Source organism: Marinobacter sp. B-12 (genome assembly GCF_056857915.1).
Genome location: NZ_JBSXOB010000025.1, coordinates 29,171 through 46,153 on the forward strand (window position 1 = coordinate 29,171; position 16,983 = coordinate 46,153).

Annotated in this window: 18 protein-coding genes; 7 read left to right on the plus strand and 11 right to left on the minus strand. The window is 58.6% G+C overall.

Translation table 11 applies throughout. The annotated features are described in order from the left end of the window. The first annotated feature begins 9 nt into the window (after positions 1-9). On the plus strand, positions 10-1,326 hold the full coding sequence (gene phoR / locus AC13D2_RS02175) for a phosphate regulon sensor histidine kinase PhoR (RefSeq protein WP_300493391.1): 1,317 nt from the start codon (positions 10-12) through the stop codon (positions 1,324-1,326). A gap of 19 nt (positions 1,327-1,345) precedes the next feature. Here phoR and AC13D2_RS02180 read toward each other — a convergent pair whose 3' ends face one another. Then, positions 1,346-2,203: a response regulator gene (locus AC13D2_RS02180; RefSeq protein WP_474541730.1), complete on the minus strand. Its 858-nt coding sequence runs from the start codon at positions 2,201-2,203 to the stop codon at positions 1,346-1,348. A 296-nt stretch (positions 2,204-2,499) separates the two neighbouring features. Here AC13D2_RS02180 and AC13D2_RS02185 point away from each other — a divergent pair, with 296 nt between their 5' ends. The 3 genes from AC13D2_RS02185 to AC13D2_RS02195 all read left to right on the plus strand — a co-directional run bounded on the left by AC13D2_RS02185 (position 2,500) and on the right by AC13D2_RS02195 (position 5,502). Beyond that, positions 2,500-3,687: a lytic murein transglycosylase gene (locus AC13D2_RS02185; protein WP_482938176.1), complete on the plus strand. Its 1,188-nt coding sequence runs from the start codon at positions 2,500-2,502 to the stop codon at positions 3,685-3,687. 88 nt (positions 3,688-3,775) lie between these two features. Then, the gene (locus tag AC13D2_RS02190; protein ID WP_300493385.1) at positions 3,776-4,807 is read left to right on the plus strand and encodes a metal-dependent hydrolase; all 1,032 of its coding nucleotides are present in this window, start codon (positions 3,776-3,778) and stop codon (positions 4,805-4,807) included. 2 nt (positions 4,808-4,809) lie between these two features. Further along, positions 4,810-5,502, plus strand: a complete 693-nt coding sequence (locus AC13D2_RS02195; RefSeq protein ID WP_292049596.1) for a pseudouridine synthase — start codon at positions 4,810-4,812, stop codon at positions 5,500-5,502. Here the strand turns inward: AC13D2_RS02195 and AC13D2_RS02200 are convergent, their stop codons facing one another. From AC13D2_RS02200 to ilvD, 3 genes are all read right to left on the minus strand, one after another. After that, a complete protein-coding gene (locus AC13D2_RS02200) occupies positions 5,503-5,982 on the minus strand; it encodes an asparaginase domain-containing protein (protein WP_292049597.1) in 480 nt (159 codons plus the stop codon). Between the two features lie 26 nt (positions 5,983-6,008). Further along, a complete protein-coding gene (pbpG, locus tag AC13D2_RS02205) occupies positions 6,009-6,923 on the minus strand; it encodes a D-alanyl-D-alanine endopeptidase (protein ID WP_292049599.1) in 915 nt (304 codons plus the stop codon). A gap of 68 nt (positions 6,924-6,991) precedes the next feature. Next, positions 6,992-8,668, minus strand: a complete 1,677-nt coding sequence (gene ilvD, locus AC13D2_RS02210) for a dihydroxy-acid dehydratase (RefSeq protein WP_300493382.1) — start codon at positions 8,666-8,668, stop codon at positions 6,992-6,994. A 222-nt stretch (positions 8,669-8,890) separates the two neighbouring features. Here ilvD and AC13D2_RS02215 point away from each other — a divergent pair, with 222 nt between their 5' ends. Together AC13D2_RS02215 and AC13D2_RS02220 are read left to right on the plus strand one after the other, a co-directional pair. Continuing rightward, positions 8,891-9,541 (plus strand): HPP family protein, encoded by a 651-nt coding sequence (locus AC13D2_RS02215; RefSeq protein WP_482938165.1) that lies wholly within the window; start codon positions 8,891-8,893, stop codon positions 9,539-9,541. Further along, positions 9,538-9,933, plus strand: coding sequence for a glutaredoxin family protein (locus AC13D2_RS02220; RefSeq protein WP_300493378.1), 396 nt, complete (start codon positions 9,538-9,540; stop codon positions 9,931-9,933). Before AC13D2_RS02215 ends, AC13D2_RS02220 begins: the two co-directional genes overlap by 4 nt. Before the next feature lie 29 nt (positions 9,934-9,962). On the opposite strand, the gene AC13D2_RS02225 is transcribed toward AC13D2_RS02220, so the two are convergent. The 4 genes from AC13D2_RS02225 to ald form a co-directional block, all read right to left on the minus strand. Next, positions 9,963-11,702: an alkaline phosphatase D family protein gene (locus AC13D2_RS02225; protein WP_482938166.1), complete on the minus strand. Its 1,740-nt coding sequence runs from the start codon at positions 11,700-11,702 to the stop codon at positions 9,963-9,965. Positions 11,703-11,815: 113 nt separating this feature from the next. Further along, positions 11,816-12,427, minus strand: coding sequence for a Yip1 family protein (locus AC13D2_RS02230; protein WP_292049605.1), 612 nt, complete (start codon positions 12,425-12,427; stop codon positions 11,816-11,818). Between the two features lie 153 nt (positions 12,428-12,580). Beyond that, complete coding sequence (locus AC13D2_RS02235) at positions 12,581-13,153, minus strand: glutathione S-transferase family protein (protein WP_300493374.1); 573 nt, start codon at positions 13,151-13,153, stop codon at positions 12,581-12,583. Positions 13,154-13,182: 29 nt separating this feature from the next. Beyond that, positions 13,183-14,295, minus strand: a complete 1,113-nt coding sequence (gene ald, locus AC13D2_RS02240; RefSeq protein ID WP_300493371.1) for an alanine dehydrogenase — start codon at positions 14,293-14,295, stop codon at positions 13,183-13,185. Between the two features lie 159 nt (positions 14,296-14,454). On the opposite strand from ald, the gene AC13D2_RS02245 reads away from it, so the two are divergent. Beyond that, positions 14,455-15,270 carry a dienelactone hydrolase family protein gene (locus tag AC13D2_RS02245; protein ID WP_292049607.1) on the plus strand — a complete coding sequence of 272 codons (816 nt, stop codon included), beginning with the start codon at positions 14,455-14,457 and terminating at the stop codon, positions 15,268-15,270. Positions 15,271-15,280: 10 nt separating this feature from the next. Here the strand turns inward: AC13D2_RS02245 and AC13D2_RS02250 are convergent, their stop codons facing one another. From AC13D2_RS02250 to crcB, 3 genes are all read right to left on the minus strand, one after another. Beyond that, a complete protein-coding gene (locus AC13D2_RS02250; RefSeq protein WP_300493368.1) occupies positions 15,281-15,976 on the minus strand; it encodes a lysophospholipid acyltransferase family protein in 696 nt (231 codons plus the stop codon). 140 nt (positions 15,977-16,116) lie between these two features. Next, the gene (locus AC13D2_RS02255) at positions 16,117-16,323 is read right to left on the minus strand and encodes a cold-shock protein (protein WP_007154967.1); all 207 of its coding nucleotides are present in this window, start codon (positions 16,321-16,323) and stop codon (positions 16,117-16,119) included. Positions 16,324-16,562: 239 nt separating this feature from the next. Beyond that, the gene (gene crcB / locus AC13D2_RS02260; protein WP_292049609.1) at positions 16,563-16,943 is read right to left on the minus strand and encodes a fluoride efflux transporter CrcB; all 381 of its coding nucleotides are present in this window, start codon (positions 16,941-16,943) and stop codon (positions 16,563-16,565) included. Between the last annotated feature and the right edge of the window lie 40 nt (positions 16,944-16,983).

The window sequence follows — 16,983 nt, forward strand, 5'->3', positions numbered from 1 at the left end:
GCAGCCGTAATGCAACACAACTGGTCAAAGTACCTGCGATGGATTATCACGCTCCTGATAGCCTGCACGGCCGTCGGGCTTTTCTTTGGCAAGCCTCTCTATGGGCTGACGGCAGGGCTGCTGGCTTACTTGTGGTGGACTCTCGCTCAGGCCAAACGTCTGTACCAATGGCTCGGCAATCCCAGTGGCGGTGACGAAGCCCCTCAGAGTGTTGGTCTCTGGGGCGACATTTTCGACGGCCTCCACAGACTTCACCAGAACCACCTGCGCACCCAGGACAAGCTTCGCGCCCAGATCAACCGGGTTCAGGAATCCACCAATGCCATGCGGGATGGCGTGATCATGACCGACTCGCGGGGCGCCATGGAGTGGTGGAACGGATCGGCGGAGCATCTGCTGGGCTTTCGCCGCAGTTCGGACCGCGGACAGTTCATTCATAACCTGATCCGCAATCCCGCGTTCAAGGCCTACTTCGACTCCCGCGATTATCGGGAACCGCTGGAGCTGAACTCCCCCGCAAAACCACATATTCACCTGCAAATCCAGATCAGCCTGTTTGGCGACGACGACCGTCTGATTGTGGCCAAGGACGTGACCCGCCTGTTCCAACTTGAACAAATGCGACGGGATTTCGTTGGCAACGTCTCCCATGAAATGAGAACACCACTAACGGTGATCAGTGGCTACCTGGAAACCCTGGTAGACAATGCCGACGACCTGCCGCCCAAGTGGCGGCGCGCCATCAACACCATGGCGCAGCAGTCCTCGCGCATGGAAGCACTGATTACCGACCTGATATTGCTGTCCAGAATTGAAACCGGAGAACAGACCATCAACGACGCGGTCACGGATTTACAGGCAATGATCCAGCAGATCTGCCACGACGCCAAGGCCCTCAGCGGAGACCAGGGCCATGAGCTCAACGTCAGTATTGGCGATCGCCACCTGCTGAGGGGCGACGAAAGCCAATTGCGCAGCGCCTTCTCCAACCTGATTTTCAACGCAGTGAAGTACACACCCGCTGGCGGAAGCATCACCGTTATCTGGAAAACGGACCGCGACGGCGGACATCTGTCGGTGAAAGATACCGGTATCGGTATCGACCCGGTCCATATTCCGCGGCTTACCGAGCGTTTCTATCGCGCCGATCCCAGCCGACACAAGGAAACCGGTGGCACCGGCCTGGGGCTGGCGATCGTCAAGCACGTATTGCTCAACCACGACGGCAACCTGGAAATACAAAGCCGGATTGGCGACGGCAGCGAATTTATCTGCCACTTCCCCCGGGAACGGTTGGCGGAAAGGCTTCCTGAAACCGCGTCCTGATTGGAACAGCTTCCGTGAGCTAACCGCCGCTGCGGAAGCGGGCGATAAAGCGGGACAGGTCTTCCAGCTTTTTCGGGTCTTCGTCCACGAACTGTATCGTCACGCCCACGAAATCCGTGTCCTGACGTTTGTCCACCGCCTGCAACTGGTGGACGTACCCATTGAGCCGCGCCACTTGCCCTTCGGCCACTTCGATATCCACCACAGCCTGATCAAGAATACCCGGAAACTCCTGGTCCCGCTTGGCGATCACCCGCACTTCCGTGAGGGTGATGTCCTTGACGACTGAGCGAAGCGTACTGTCTGAAAAACGTACCGACGCCACGCTCATTGGCGGCCTGACCGTCGAACCAGAGGCGGAGGGCGTGGACGACTTGCTGGCACGGACTGGCGCCGGAGAAGCAGCTTCCCGCTTCTGGGTCAGAAGGCTGGCGGACTCGCGAAACGCTTCCGCCGGCCCGCCCATGGACTTCCCGCCGCGATCCATGGCGTCCTTGAGGCGACGCCCCATCACCTTGATGATCTTATTGCTCAAGCCCTCGGGGCTGAAGGGTTTCCCCAGATACTCAGAGACTCCCCCCTTGACGGCTTCAACCACATGATCCTTGTCACCACGGCTGGTGATCATGATAAAGGGCGTTTTTTCATACTGTGGCTGTTGGCGCATCCACTGCAACAGCTCCAGGCCCGACATCTCCGGCATTTCCCAGTCACAGAGGATGAGATCAAACGTCGTGCGCGACATCAGTGATTGCGCCCGGCGGCCATTCTGGGCATCCGTGGTGTCAATCACTGGAAAACGCTGACGCACCGTTCGCTTGACCAGATCCCTCACAAAACTGGCGTCATCCACCACCAGCGCCTTCAGCGTTGCCATTTTCGGACCTTTTGTCGTTCAGAAAGTTGTCGTATCGTTCTGCAAACTATAGAACAAGCCGATGGCGGGTAATAGCGGGACTACAAAAAGACGACACATCCAGTGCGGTGTGGAACACCAGGTTAAAGAATTGTCACCGGAATCCGGTAACAACAGTGTTTCAGGGCCACAAAAACAGGCTACCATGAACCAGAAACATCCACCCCAGATCGAGGTTTAGCGTGCCGAGCATATTCACAGGGACATCAAAGGGCCAACGGACGATTCGACACCTTTCACTCACCGGATTATTCGTCCTGAGCAGTGCGTCCGCGGCCGCTGACGCCGACCTGGAAAACCGTTTCCCCCAGTGCATCGAACACCTGGAAAGCCAGGCCATCGAGGCAGGTGTGTCATCACAAACGGCGGGCGAAGTGCTGGCCGGTGCCGAATATCTGGAGCGCGTGATAGAGCTCGACCGCCGCCAGCCCGAATTCACCACCACCTTCGCGGACTATCTCAACCGCCGGGTCAACTCCGACCGGGTAAGCCGCGGGCGGGAGCTGCTGGACCAACACGAGGAACTGCTTGAACGCGTTACCCGGAAAACCGGCGTGCCCGCCCCCTATCTCATGGCGTTCTGGGGCCTGGAAACCAACTTCGGCTCCTACTTCGGCAAGATGTCGGTGCCCAGTTCTCTTGCCACCCTGGCGTGTGACGAACGGCGCAGTCAGTTCTTCACCGAACAGTTGATTGCAGCCCTCAGGATTGTCGACGAGGGCGCCATCCCCGCCGAACAGATGGAAGGCTCCTGGGCCGGTGCCATGGGGCATGTGCAGTTCATGCCAACGGTCTTCCTGCGCCATGCGGTGGATGGCGACGGCGATGGCAAGCGCGACCTGTGGAACAGCTTGCCCGACGCGATGATGTCAGCCGGCCACTTCCTGCAGGATCTCGGTTGGGATGGCGACTACCGCTGGGGACGGGAGGTTCTTCTGCCCCAAGGGTTCGATTACAGCCTGGCGGACGGCCGCCGGCTGCCCCTGGAAAAGTGGCGAACCCTGGGTGTGACCGACGCCTTCGGCAATAAACTGGCGAACGAGCCCATCGAAGCCGCGCTGGTGGTTCCTGCAGGACACAGAGGGCCTGCGTTTCTGGCCTACAAGAATTTTAATGTGATCATGGGCTGGAACCGCTCCGAATTCTACGCCATCGCGGTCGGACATCTGGCGGACCGCATTGCCGGCGCTGGCAAACTGCAGACCCCGCCCCCGGAAGACATGCCAGCCTTGTCACGGGACAATATCCTTACCCTACAAGAAGCACTGAACGAACAGGGATTTGATACCGGGAAACCGGACGGTATCCTTGGCCCCAATACACGCTCGGCTATTCGCGGCTACCAGTCAGAAAATGGCCTCGTTGCCGACGGCTACCCCGGCGACACTGTTCTCAATGCCTTGGGGGTAGACCTGACACCTGAAACCTCCGGGAGTGATACCTGACAGCCATCTGTCGACCATCTGGGGCGTGATCCGACAACCGATTCCGCGCATAATACCTGCCGGACTTAACTGACAAGGTGTCATCCCGATGGATTCGATTACCCAGGCGGCACTGGGCGCCTCGCTGGCCGGTGCCGTTGCCGGAAAAACCCTTGGCCGCTCAGCCCTGCTGGTCGGTGCCGTTCTCGGCACCCTTCCCGATCTGGACGTCATCATTGATTACGGCACGGCGGTCGCCAACTTTACCCAGCACCGCGGATTCAGCCACTCGCTGTTTGTCCTGTTGCCGCTGTCCGTATTGCTGGCCTTTGCACTCCATCGGTGGCGTCCCCATCTCGGCTACGGGCGTTGGTTTGCGCTCACCGCGCTTGTGCTTATGACGCACCCCCTGCTCGATGCCTTTACCACCTATGGAACCCAGTTGTTCTGGCCTATCGGCCCACCGGTGGCCATCAGCAGCATTTTCATTATCGACCCGCTTTATACCCTGCCGCTACTGGTCGGCATCACGGCGTTCCTGATCCGCGGGCCACAAACCAGTGCCATCATGGCCGGCCTGCTCCTTTCAACGCTTTATCTGGGGTGGAGTGCAACGGCGCAACAGATCATCCAGGAACGGGTTGGCCCCACGCTGGCCGAGGAAGGCCTGGAAGATGCCCCACGGCTGGTTCAGCCGATGCCATTCAATACCGTACTGTGGCGAGTGACCGTTGTGGGTGAGGAAAAACGGGTGGAAATCGTGACCGGATTCCTGGATGGCAACGGCCCCATTACGGTGGAACACTTCCCCCGTGAACCCAGCCTGGCGAAGGCGGCCACGTCATTACCAGAAGGCCAGCGACTGGACTGGTTTACGCGTGGCTTCCTGCACTACGACAGGGACGGCGACCAACTCACGGCGACCGATATCCGCCTGGGTATCCCCGGGGCGCACCCCTTCACCTTCATACTCGCCAAGTACAAGGGCGACCGTCTTGAGCCAGAGCCCAGTTCACAGCTGGACCGTCCGCCGATTGGAGGGGAACTCATCGGCGTGCTCTGGTCGCGAATGACGGGCTCTGCGGAGGTACTGTGCCTTGCCAGCCTGACACTCCCGCCACCTGGAGAGGGCTGTACCTGAGCATGCGCCTGGATTATTTCGTTGCCAACGCGACCACCCTGTCGCGCCGCGATGCGAAAAAAGCCATCAGTGCAGGCCGAGTCCGGGTGGATGGGCAGACCTGTCGCAAACCCGCCTCCCCTGTGGACGCAAACACCCCGGTTTCCCTCGACGAGCAGCTGCTGTCACTGCCTGCAGAGCGGTACCTGATGCTGTACAAGCCCGATGGTGTGATCAGTGCCACCACCGACAGTCAGCAACCCACGGCGCTGGACCTGCTGCCCGCAGACGTCCGTCACGGGCTCCACATCGCCGGGCGACTGGACGCCGACACCACCGGGCTACTGCTGCTGACCACCGATGGCCAATGGTCACATCGCATCACCTCCCCCCGGGTGGAATGCCCCAAGACCTACCGCGTGACGCTCGCCGAACCCATTAATGACCTCGCCATCACGCAACTGCAACAGGGTGTATTACTGCACGGTGAGTCACGGCCCACCAGACCTGCCAAAGTCCACCCGCTCAATGCCAGGGAAATTGACCTGACGTTGTCGGAAGGGCGTTACCACCAGGTTAAACGAATGCTTGCGGCGGTGGGCAACCATGTGACGGAATTGCATCGATGGCGTGTCGGCACCCTCGTGCTCGACGATTCACTGGTGCCGGGACACTACCGGGAACTGACCGCTGAGGAAGTGAACAGCGTGTGCTGATCAAGTGCGCTCGAAGCGCTGGGCCTTCAGGTTCTTGCGCACGGAACCGGCCTCGAACACCTCGCCGTTCATGGCAATATACACCCCGTGAGGTAGTAGCTGGACCGCTGCCCATGCATAGCCGATATTAAAAACCGCGTCGCTCCGGCGCATCCGTGCCGGCTGCATGGCGCCAAACAGCACAATGGTTTTCCTTTTCACCGACAACAGTGCTCTGGCCGTTTCCGGCATGGTATCGGTACCGTGGGTGATCAGTACCCGCTCAGCGTTACACTGACTGACGGCGGTTCTGATGATTTCCCGATCGCTGTCTGTGATTTCCAGGCTGTCCTTGCGCAGCAACCCGTTCAGGGCATAGCCGTCATGGATGTTGGACTCCGCCAACAGCTCCGCAATCAGGCTGTCTCCAATCTCAAACTCGCTGTTGGCGTCGAAATACACCTTGTCGATGGTGCCGCCGGTGGTGAATATCTCAATCATACGCTGCGTTCCCGATTCGCCAGAGGTCAGTTCACACTCACGGATGCGCCGTCCGAAGCGGCATAGGCTGCGTTCTTTTTCCGCTCATACGCACGCGCGGCCGCAGCAACACTGCCACCGGCGCCAGTGGTCAGCCATCGTTTGATCCTGCCCGCATCCCCCATCGGTGAACGGGTGCCCAAGGAGTCAAGCAGCACCGTCACCAACGGCTTGCCGTCCAGCTCAAACAGCATCACCAGGCAACGGCCAGCATCGGACAGATAGCCCGTCTTGCTCACCCCCACGCCCCAACTCTCACGATGGACCAGGACATTGGTATTCCCGAACGCCAGCCGGTACCTGGGCTGACGGAACTGGGCGGTAAAATAACGGGTGGTGGAGTACTCCCGTATCTGTGGGTACTGGCTGGCCGCTCTGACCAGGCGAACCAGGTCCGCCGCCGTGGAACGATTGTCAATGGACAATCCCGTGGGGTCCACGAAGGTGGTCTTCCGCATTCCCAGTTCACCGGCCTTGGCATTCATCGCTTCGATAAAGGCGTCGTAGCCACCAGGATGGTGTCTTGCCAGGGTATGGGCCGCAAAATTTTCCGACGACATCAGTGCAATACGCAGCACATCAGAGCGTCTGAGCTCGGAGCTCACGCGAATACGGGTATAGGCATTGGCCGGGGCGGGGATGTGGCGTTCCCGGAAGTCCAGCCATTCGGTCAGGGGCTCGCCGGACTCCATCACCACCAGCGCGGTCATCAACTTGGTGATTGAGGCAATCGGCACCCGCCGATCCGCATTCTTGCCATAGACCAAGCCGTCACCGTCGGCGTAGGCCACCGCTGCGTTGACAGAAGCCAGTTGCAACTCAGACCTCTCAATTGCCATCGCGGGTGAAACACTCATCAAGCACAGGACTGTCAACGCCAGGACAATGGCCGTTCGGATCATTGGTCAAACCTTATTATGTGTTATTCCGGTGTCACCTTATTACTATACCAGCCAAAACAGCCCCTGGCTCAGGGCTTGTCCGTCACTGCGCCTTCCGAGGCGGAGCTTACGGTGCGCGCGTATTTGGCCAGCACCCCGCGGGTAAACCTGGGAGCCGGTGCCGTCCATGCCTGTCGGCGGCGCTCCATTTCCTGCTCCGAAACATCCAGCTCAATACGGTTGGCCACTGCATCAATGGTGATGGTGTCGCCAGTTTCCACCAGCGCAATCGGCCCACCTTCGGCGGCTTCCGGTGTAATATGACCCACTACGAAACCGTGGCTGCCGCCCGAAAAACGCCCGTCGGTAATCAGCGCCACATCGCTGCCCAGCCCCTTGCCCATAATGGCAGAGGTAGGCGTCAGCATTTCCCGCATGCCCGGGCCCCCTTTGGGCCCTTCAAACCGGATCACCAACACGTCTCCGGCCACAACGGTGCCGTCCATAATCCGCTCCTGGGCCTCTTCCTCGGACTGGAACACCCGCGCGCGACCGGTGAAATGGGTGCCCTCCTTGCCGGTGATTTTAGCCACCGCGCCAGTGGGCGCCAGGTTGCCGTATAGGATACGCAGATGGCTATCCGCCTTGATAGGGTCATCAAAGGCGTGAATGATGTCCTGGCTTGCCGGGTATGGAGCCACGTCTTCCAGGTTGTCCGCCAGCGTTTTCCCGGTGACGGTCATGCAGTCGCCATGGAGCATTCCCCGGTCCAGCAACATCTTCATCAACGGCTGGATGCCGCCAATAGCCACCAGTTCCGACATCATGTAGTGACCGCTGGGGCGCAGATCCGCCAATACCGGAACCCGTTTGCCGATTTCCACGAAGTCGTCCAGCGTCAAGTCAACGCCAACGGTGCTGGCCATGGCAATCAGGTGCAGCACCGCGTTGGTGGAGCCACCCAGGGCAATCACCACAGTGATGGCATTTTCGAACGCCTCACGGGTCATGATGTCCGATGGCTTCAGGTCTTTCTCCAGCAGGTTGAGCACGGCCGCGCCCGCCGCCCTGCAGTCTGCTGCCTTGGTCTCGGAAATGGCGTTCTGGGCCGAACTGCCCGGCAGGCTCATGCCCATGGCTTCAATCGCTGAGGCCATGGTGTTGGCGGTGTACATGCCGCCACAGGAGCCAGGGCCCGGAATCGCGGTTTCCTCGATCTGTTTGACCTCAATCAGGTCCAGGTCACCCCGGGCATGGGCACCCACCGCCTCAAACACAGAAATGATGTCGGTGTGATTCTCGCCGGGCATGATGGTGCCGCCATAGACAAATACCGACGGCCGGTTCAGCCTTGCCAGGCCCATCATGCAGCCGGGCATGTTCTTGTCGCAGCCGCCGATGGCAACCAGGCCATCGAAACCTTCGCAGCCGGCCACGGTTTCAATGGAGTCGGCAATGACTTCCCGCGACACCAGGGAGTACTTCATACCCTCAGTGCCGTTGGCGATGCCGTCGGAAACGGTGATGGTATTGAACGTCAGGCTCTTGCCCCCGGCCTCGTCGGCACCCGCGGCCGATTCCTCCGCCAGTTGGTTGATGTGCATATTGCAGGGCGTCAGGTTGCTCCAGGTCGAGGCAATACCGATCTGGGGTTTGCGGAAATCTTCATCGGTAAACCCCACGGCCCGCAACATGGCGCGGCTTGCGGACTTGCCCAGGCCGTCGACCACGGGCGCGGAATAACGGCGGCGTTTGTCTTCTGTCATTACTGTGCTCTCCTGAATGTCCGGTTGGCCCGGCCTTGTTTCTGTCATTAACAAAAGACTGTCAGAAACGCCCGGCGACAGCAATACAACGCCCCGGGCAATACCTTACGCCCTTCTGCACATAAACATCCGTAAAGCTTTGCCAGTCGCTCACGGTTATCGGAAATAGCGATTTGCCTTGTTCAGGGCCAGGGCTTACTATCACGCACCTTTTTGGTGCAAATGACTCAGGTTAACGAGAGAACAATGGGACGCAGAAACGAACGACTGCGCTGGCAGCTAGCCAGCGGTCTGCTAAAGGTGTTTCATCTTGAACAGCTGACGAACCGATACAGTCGCCGGACTGTGATGGCGGGGTTTAGCCTGATCAACGGCACGCTGAGTATCGCGCTTGTTTCCTTTATCGCACTGGTCACACAGGAAGCCTTCATATTCCCGTCGCTGGGCGCGACGGCGTTTATACTGTTCCACGTTCCGCTCGCGGAACCGGCTTCTCCGCGCAATACCTTTTGCGGCCACCTCATCGGTGCATTGATGGGGCTGTTCAGCCTTCATGTTTTTGGCCTACAGGACCAGGCCTCGGCATTTTTACACGGCGTCGATCTGCCAAGGGTCGGCGCTTCGGCTTTATCCCTCGGATTGACCGGCTGCCTGATGGTACTATTCCGTGTCGTGCATCCGCCGGCCGGAGCCACTGCGCTCATCGTATCACTCGGCCTGATGCCTGATCCGGCACAATTGCCCGTCCTGATGGCTGGCGTTTGCCTGCTTCTGGCACACGCTTATTGTATGAACAGGCTGTCAGGCATTCCCTATCCGGTTTGGTCTGCAACGAAATCCACCCCATCGACTAGAGCTGTATCGAGTCCATGAGAATCATCATCCGCTATTTTTTCCGTACCCTTCGGCTGATCCTGACCCCCGTCATGCTGATCAGCGAGAAGTTGAGCACGCCCAAGAGCATCACGCGCACGCCTGACGCGCAGGCAAAGGTGGACAGTGCCTGCGAAGACCTCGCGCTTTACCAGTTCACGGCCTGCCCCTTCTGCATCAAGGTCCGCAAGGAAATCGCGCGCCTGGGCCTCAACATTGAAACCCGTGACGCACAGCATGACGGCGAACACCGCTCAGAGCTGGAAGCCGGCGGCGGTCACGTCAAGGTGCCTTGCCTGCGGATCCGGCAGGATGACGGCAAGGATCAATGGCTGTACGAATCCGACGACATCAGGCTATGGCTGCAGCGGCAATTCGAACCCGCCGCCTGAGTCCTTCGGCAGCGGGTGTACAGACCCCGTCAACCGGGCGTAACCAGTGAACGGTTGCCCGGCCCCGGCAAGGTCTGCCGGGCAGCATTTCGATCACTCACAATCTCGTAGTTACGGTCTTTGACGGTGCTGACGAAGCGCCAGTCCGCCCTCGCCTCATCGGGCGTAAACGTCACCAGCATGTAGCCCCGCTGGTTCACGTTCAGGTAATCGAGATCGTCCACCAGGAGCTTTATAGCCGCCTCGGCATCGGGTATGGTCGCTTCCGGCAACTGGAGATAGTCTTCAAGACCGGGGGAAGAAACCCCCGGCGTGGCGAACTCCACACCCACCTGGTCACCATTGCCGGTTTTCAGGTTGCTTGCCCAGGCGTTGTGGGTATCCCCGGCCAATACCACGAGGTTCTTTTGTAGTTGCCTCGCCGTTTCCAGAATCACTTCCCGTTCCACGTAGTAGCCGTCCCAGGCGTCCAGGTTGTAGGGCAGCACGGTTTCGATCCGGGCGATTTCCTCGTCGGTCAACGAGGGATCTCCAGCCAGGTAGCGGCCCTTGAGGTTGGCCAGCTCCGCGAACAAGGGCAGCAACACAGACGGGTCAGGGTTGATGATGCCGGCCAGCAGCTCCGCGGGCAGCGTCATCCGCCCCATCAACACTTGCTGCCCCAGTACCTGCCAGGTGGCAGTCGAGGTTGCCAGCGCGTTCTCAAGCCAAAGCCGCTGCTCCGCTCCCAGCATGGTGCGGTTCGGATCGCCTACATCTGCAGCAAACCGGGCTGCGTCAATGCCATCCTGGGTCAGATAATCAGTGTAGGCCAGTTGCTCGTCGCGGCCGATGATTCGTGTGTCCAGCATGTGCAGATCCACCAGGTCGCCAAAGCGGAAACTACGGGAGATGGTTTCCCGGTCTCCGTCCGTGACCGGCCGGATCGGCATCCATTCAAAGTATGCCCGCAGTGCATCGAGCTTACGGTCACTGAAATCACCCTCATCGGCATTGTGGTTCTCAGCACCGTTCCGCCAGGTATCGTTGGCCACTTCGTGGTCATCCCAGACAGTGATGAACGGCACCTTGCGGTGCAATTCCCTCAAATGGTCATCGCCCCGGTAGATGGCGTAGCGGCGGCGGTAATCCTCCAGGGTGATGAGCTCACGGTTGTTCGATGCGGGGAACGTACGGCCCATGGCGTCTGCCTGCCCAGCACCATAGCTGTCCGGATCGCTGTCGTACTCATAGAGATAGTCCCCCAGATGCAGCACGGCGTCCAGGTTGTCCAGGCCCGCGATTTCCCGATACACGTTGAAGTAGCCGGCGGGGTAATTGGAGCACGACACCACCGCGAACCTCACCTGGCTCACCGTGCCCTCAGGAAGAGTCTGCGTCATACCGGTCGGGGAGGTGCTTCTGGCGGTGCGGAAACGATAGTAATAGCGCTGACCTGGCATCAGGCCCCGAACATCCACCTTGAACGTGTAATCGTGCTGAGCCGCGGCGCGCGAGCGGCCGGAGTGAGTCATGCTGCGGAAGTCAGCGTCAGTAGAGACTTCCCAGGCGATGTCCACGTCCCGCCCGGAATCGTCGTCCGGTACGGCACGGGTCCAGAGGATTACGCCATCCTGCAGGGGGTCGCCACTGGCAACGCCCTGCGAGAAGCGGATATCGCGTTTGTCGCTGCTGTCGAGTATGCATCCGGCCAGCCCTGTGGATATGGCAACAGCGCCCATGCCCATGGCGGATGCTTTCAGGAAGTCCCTGCGGCTCAATCGTTTCATACCTTTTCCTGCCCTGGTTTAGTGGTCAGGTAAAAGGTAGCGCCAAAGTGTAACGACAGGATGACGGATGGCGACATCCTGAATAGCAAATCACGACAAGCCGGGGAAATCCGCTACCCTTCGACGAAAACCGGCCCCAGGCCGTAGTTCCAGAGGATGACGGAGCCAACACGGGTTGACACCAGGATGACCAGCGCCACCGTCAGCAAGGCACCGGCGTACATCACCGCCTGGTCCTTGGGAATGCCCATGACAATCGGCAGGCCGTCGTACATCAGCCAGGCGCCATAACAAGCTGCCGCCAGAAAGACCAGGGCATTGAACCAGGGCACTGGATAAAGCAACGCAAAACCGGCGAGGAACAGCGGCGTACAGGAATACGACGCCAACGCAATGCCGTTAGAAGGAACGGTCTCTTCATGGGCGCCATACGTCCGGGCCATCCAGTTGATGGCGAACCCCAGGGCAAACACGCCCACCAGCATGGCCAGATAGGTCAGAACGCTTAGCTGTATCGCGCTGACTTCCGTGAGCTTTATGACGCGCTCACCGCTCACCGTCCAACCGATATGGGCCGTGGAGATGTAGGCACAGATTGGCGCTATCGCGCCAAGCAACAGCACATAGGCAACATAGAGCCGCCGGGGAGGTGCGTGTTCCTTGCGGATTTCGGCCCACTCGGCATCGGGATGGGTGAACAGACCAAATGCGTGATTCAGGAGCATGGCTTTACCCCCTTGAGGTAATTTTATTATTGGTTGAATGGATACGCCTCACGGGCCTGGAAAGATCAGGCCACGCTACCTTCAACTATAGCCTAGAAACGCAAGTGTTAAAGCCATCTTGTCTTTTATTGCCAATCACTTCCCGACAAAACCTTACGCTTTTCTAGGGTCGGTAGCAGCGACAAGCGGCTGATCACGATGCTGGTCCCTGAAACCAAGCAGACTCTCAACACCGGTAAAATCCACCAGATCCCGGAAATCGATCCAATCCACCAGACAGTAGAGGCAAATGGCCGGGTAGCTCCACTGAGAAAACTGACCGTCGTCCACCATGGCCGCCAAGGTTCTGAACGTCATCATGATGCGTTCTCGCTGGAGGTTGAAAAACATCAGGTCTTCGTTGGTATCGATGCCGGAGCGGGCCGAAAGCAGCAGGATCACCGCAGAGTCGTTGGCGGCGTCAATCAGCGTCAGCTGGTTTTCCTGATCCCAGGTCAACGGCGCCAGGCTCTGCTTCTCGCTGAGGTAGCGGGCGATTGCCCGGGAATCGTAGACCTCCTGGTTATCGTCGATCAGCATGGGAATCTTCAGCGCCGGGTTGTTGCGCCGGAGCTCATCCCTGCCCTGACCATAAATATCGAGGTTCACGAATTCATAATCACTATCGGCCAACAGCAGCCTGATACGACGAACATAGGGGGACGTGGTGGAACCGATCAGTTTCATGAAATCTCCTTGTTTGAATGATGTTAATGTCAGAGCAGGTCTTCAGGATCTGCAAACTCATAGCCGGTGGACTCGGCCACCTCGCGGAAAGTGACCTTGCCCTGGAACACGTTAAGGCCGTTGCGCAGATGCGGGTCATCATTCATCGCCCTTTCCGGTCCCTTGTTGGCCAGGGCGACGATAAACGGCAGTGTTACATTATTCAGTGCCAGAGTGGAGGTTCTTGCCACCGCACCCGGCATATTGGCGACACAATAATGCACCACCCCATCCACGACGTAGGTGGGCGCGTCGTGCGTGGTGGGTTTCGAAGTTTCAGTACAACCGCCCTGATCAATAGCCACATCTACGATAACACTGCCTTCGGGCATGCGGCTGACCATATCACGGGTCACCAGCTTGGGTGCGGACGCTCCGGGAATCAGCACACCGCCGATGACCAGGTCCGACTCGATCACCGCTTCCTCCAGCGTCGCGGCGGTTGAGAACAGCGTACTGATGCGGTTGCCATAGAGATGATCGAGGTTTCTCAATACGTCCATGTTGCGGTCCAGTACTGTTACATGGGCCCCCAGGCCGATGGCCATTGCGACCGCGTTCTGCCCCACCACACCACCGCCAATCACGGTTACCCTCGCTGGGCTCACACCCGGCACACCGCCCAGAAGTACGCCCCGACCGCCAAGGGATTTTTCCAGGCAGTGGGCACCAGCCTGAATCGACATTCGCCCCGCCACTTCCGACATAGGGGCCAGTAGCGGCAGCCGCCCCTGGTTGTCCGTGACCGTTTCATAGGCAATACAGGTCGCCCCCGATGCTACCAGGTCATCGGTCTGAGCCTGGTCCGGCGCAAGGTGCAGGTAGGTAAAGAGGGTCTGGCCGGACTTTAACAAGGCTCGCTCTTCCGCCTGGGGCTCCTTGACCTTGACGATCATGTCGGCCGCTTCGAACACAGCGGTTCCGCTATCGAGAATCTCAGCCCCGGCCCTCGTATAGTCCTCGTCCGTGAAGTCAATGGCAGCACCAGCATTCATCTCAACGCAAACACTGTGGCCGTGGCCACACAGCTCATGGACCGCCGCCGGTGTCATTCCCACCCGGTACTCGTGATTCTTGATCTCCTTCGGTACGCCTATCTTCATGCCTGACCCCTTGAATCTGTCGGGTAAACAATGTTTCATCCCGTAAAGTGTAGTAAAAAGGTCTGACACCGGCAGTAGCAATTGAATGCATCGGTTTAATGGGCCTCGGCGTAAAACCCGAAGCAATCCATGCAATCGCCCCAAACGGAGCAGGAACCCATGAACAAACACAGGCACGCCCTGGCGGCAGCGCCGCTCTCACTCGCAGTAGCCCTTACCCTGGCAAGCGGACAGGTGACAGCCGACATGCAGACAGAAACCGTGGAATACACCGTAAACGGCAAAACGTTTACCGGCTACATGGCGTACGACGATGAAGCCGAAGGCAAGCGCCCCGGTGTTCTGGTGGTTCACGAATGGTGGGGGCACAATGAGTTTGCCCGTGAGCAGGCGGAAAAGCTGGCCGCCGCTGGTTACACAGCATTTGCGCTGGACATGTATGGCTCGGGCAAACTCGCCGAGCATCCCGAAGACGCGCAGGCTTTCATGAAGGAAGCGACCAAGGACATTGATCAGGTCAAGGCTCGCTTCATGGCTGCCAAGGAGTTGCTCGCACAGCACGACAGTGTCGACGGCAGCAAGATTGCCGCCCAGGGTTATTGCTTTGGCGGTGCCGTGGTACTGAACATGGCACGCCTGGGTGTGGATCTGGACGCCGTCGTCAGCTATCACGGCGCGCTGGGCAGCCCCATCAAAGCCGAAGCCGGCAAGGTTCAGCCCCGGATTCACGTCTACACCGGTGGCGCAGACAAGATGGTGCCATCGGATCAGGTGTCCAGCCTGGTGAAAGAAATGCAGGATGCCGGAGCCGATCTAACCCTGGTCAGCTTTCCCGGTGTCATGCACTCGTTCACCAATCCGGGAGCGGATAAGATCGCCGAGGAGTTCAATATGCCCATCGCCTATGACGAGCAGGCTGCAAAACGTTCCTGGGAGGGTACCTTGCGGCTTTACGAAGACGTTTTTAGCGACTGATCATTACCCCTCAGAGGGCACCTTCTATGGTGCCCCTCACTTCCTCCCGGACTTCCCTCTCCTCACGTCCGGCGGTGGTCACCGGCGGATGAACGATGATCTCGATCAGACCTGGCGAAAACACCGCCGTTCCCTTGGGGAGTCGGTCATGGGAGCCCCGGATCGTCACCGGTAGAATGGGCAGCTCGCCGTCGCGGGCAATGACAAACCCGCCTTTCTTGAAGGGCAGCAGCTTGCCATCCCAGGATCGGGTGCCTTCGGGAAACATCAGGATGCCGGTGCCCTCGGGCAACTGGGCGACACCACGCTTGATGCTCTCAAGCGCATCACTGCCTTTTGACCGGTCAATGAAAAGGTTACGCGAGGTTTCCAGCGCAAGACCGAACAGGGGCACCTTACGCAGTTCTTTCTTGATCACCCAGCGGTATTGCAGTCCCAATGCCAGCACCAGGGCCGGGGGATCAAAGTAGGACGCGTGATTGCTGAGGATAACGTAGCGCTGGGTCGGATCAATGTGCTCGCGTCCGCTGACTTTCAGGCGGATACCGGTGAGTTTTAGCATGCACCAGGCGTATACCTGGGTGCCGTGAAAGGCGGCGTTGCCGCTACGGCCGGCAAGAGCAGCGGCGACAATGGGCAAGAACAGGATCAGCGTGAGCAGCGCAGCCCAAAACAGGATCCAGACAGCTTTGAGGGTGTTCAACATAACAGGCCCTGAGCAAACTAACAGCTAGGCGATCGCCCGGCGGCAGGGGATAAAAGATGTCACATTCGGGTGGCAATCACAAAATCCACTCACAAAAAAAGGCAGCCGAAGCTGCCTTTCTGGCGGTGCCCTACTATCCGTTAGATAGCAGTAACGTTTTCCGCCTGAGGACCTTTCTGGCCCTGGGTAACGGTGAACTCAACCTGCTGGCCTTCTGCCAGGGTCTTGAAGCCGCTGCCCTGAATTGCGCTGTAGTGAACGAATACGTCCGGGCCGCCTTCACGAGTGATAAAGCCAAAGCCTTTTGCTTCGTTGAAGAACTTAACAGTGCCGGTAGTAGTAGACATACTTAAACTTCCTGAAATCAATCATTTTATCTTGCCGCCAGGCTATCGTTGTGATGCCTGATCAGCGTTTACGGAAATACAGAATTCGCGGAATCAAAAACAGGACGGTCACTACTAACTGCGGAGGTACGTCTTATTCATGAAAGCTTTACTGAATCTTTCCTTCGCAAATAACTCTACTCTTTGTTTTTGGGATTGCCAAGCGTATTTTTAATTTATTGCGTACGTAGTGTTACCCATCATCCCCGAACCAGTCCGAAGGTGTAAATTCCCAGTGCTGTCATGAGGATAGAGCCAACAACATGAGCGAGAATTCCAGCCAGGGCCATGCTCCATTTGCCTTCCTGGATGGCGGACAGCATTTCCAGGGAGAAGGTGGAGAAGGTGGTCAGGGCGCCGCAAAGACCGGTAATGGCAAACAGGCGCCACTCCGGCGCCAACGAGGTGCCATGTACGAAATAGCCAATAAACAGGCCAATGAGCCAGCCGCCGGAGAGGTTGGCTACAAGGGTGCCGTAGGGAATGGCGTGGTAGCCGCTGTTGAGCCAAAGCCCCAGAGCCCATCGCAGATTCGCACCAATGACGGCTCCGGTGCTTACCGCCAGGATTGATAGCCACATTCCCAAATTACCTCATGATTTGGTGCCTGCCAGGTGTTGC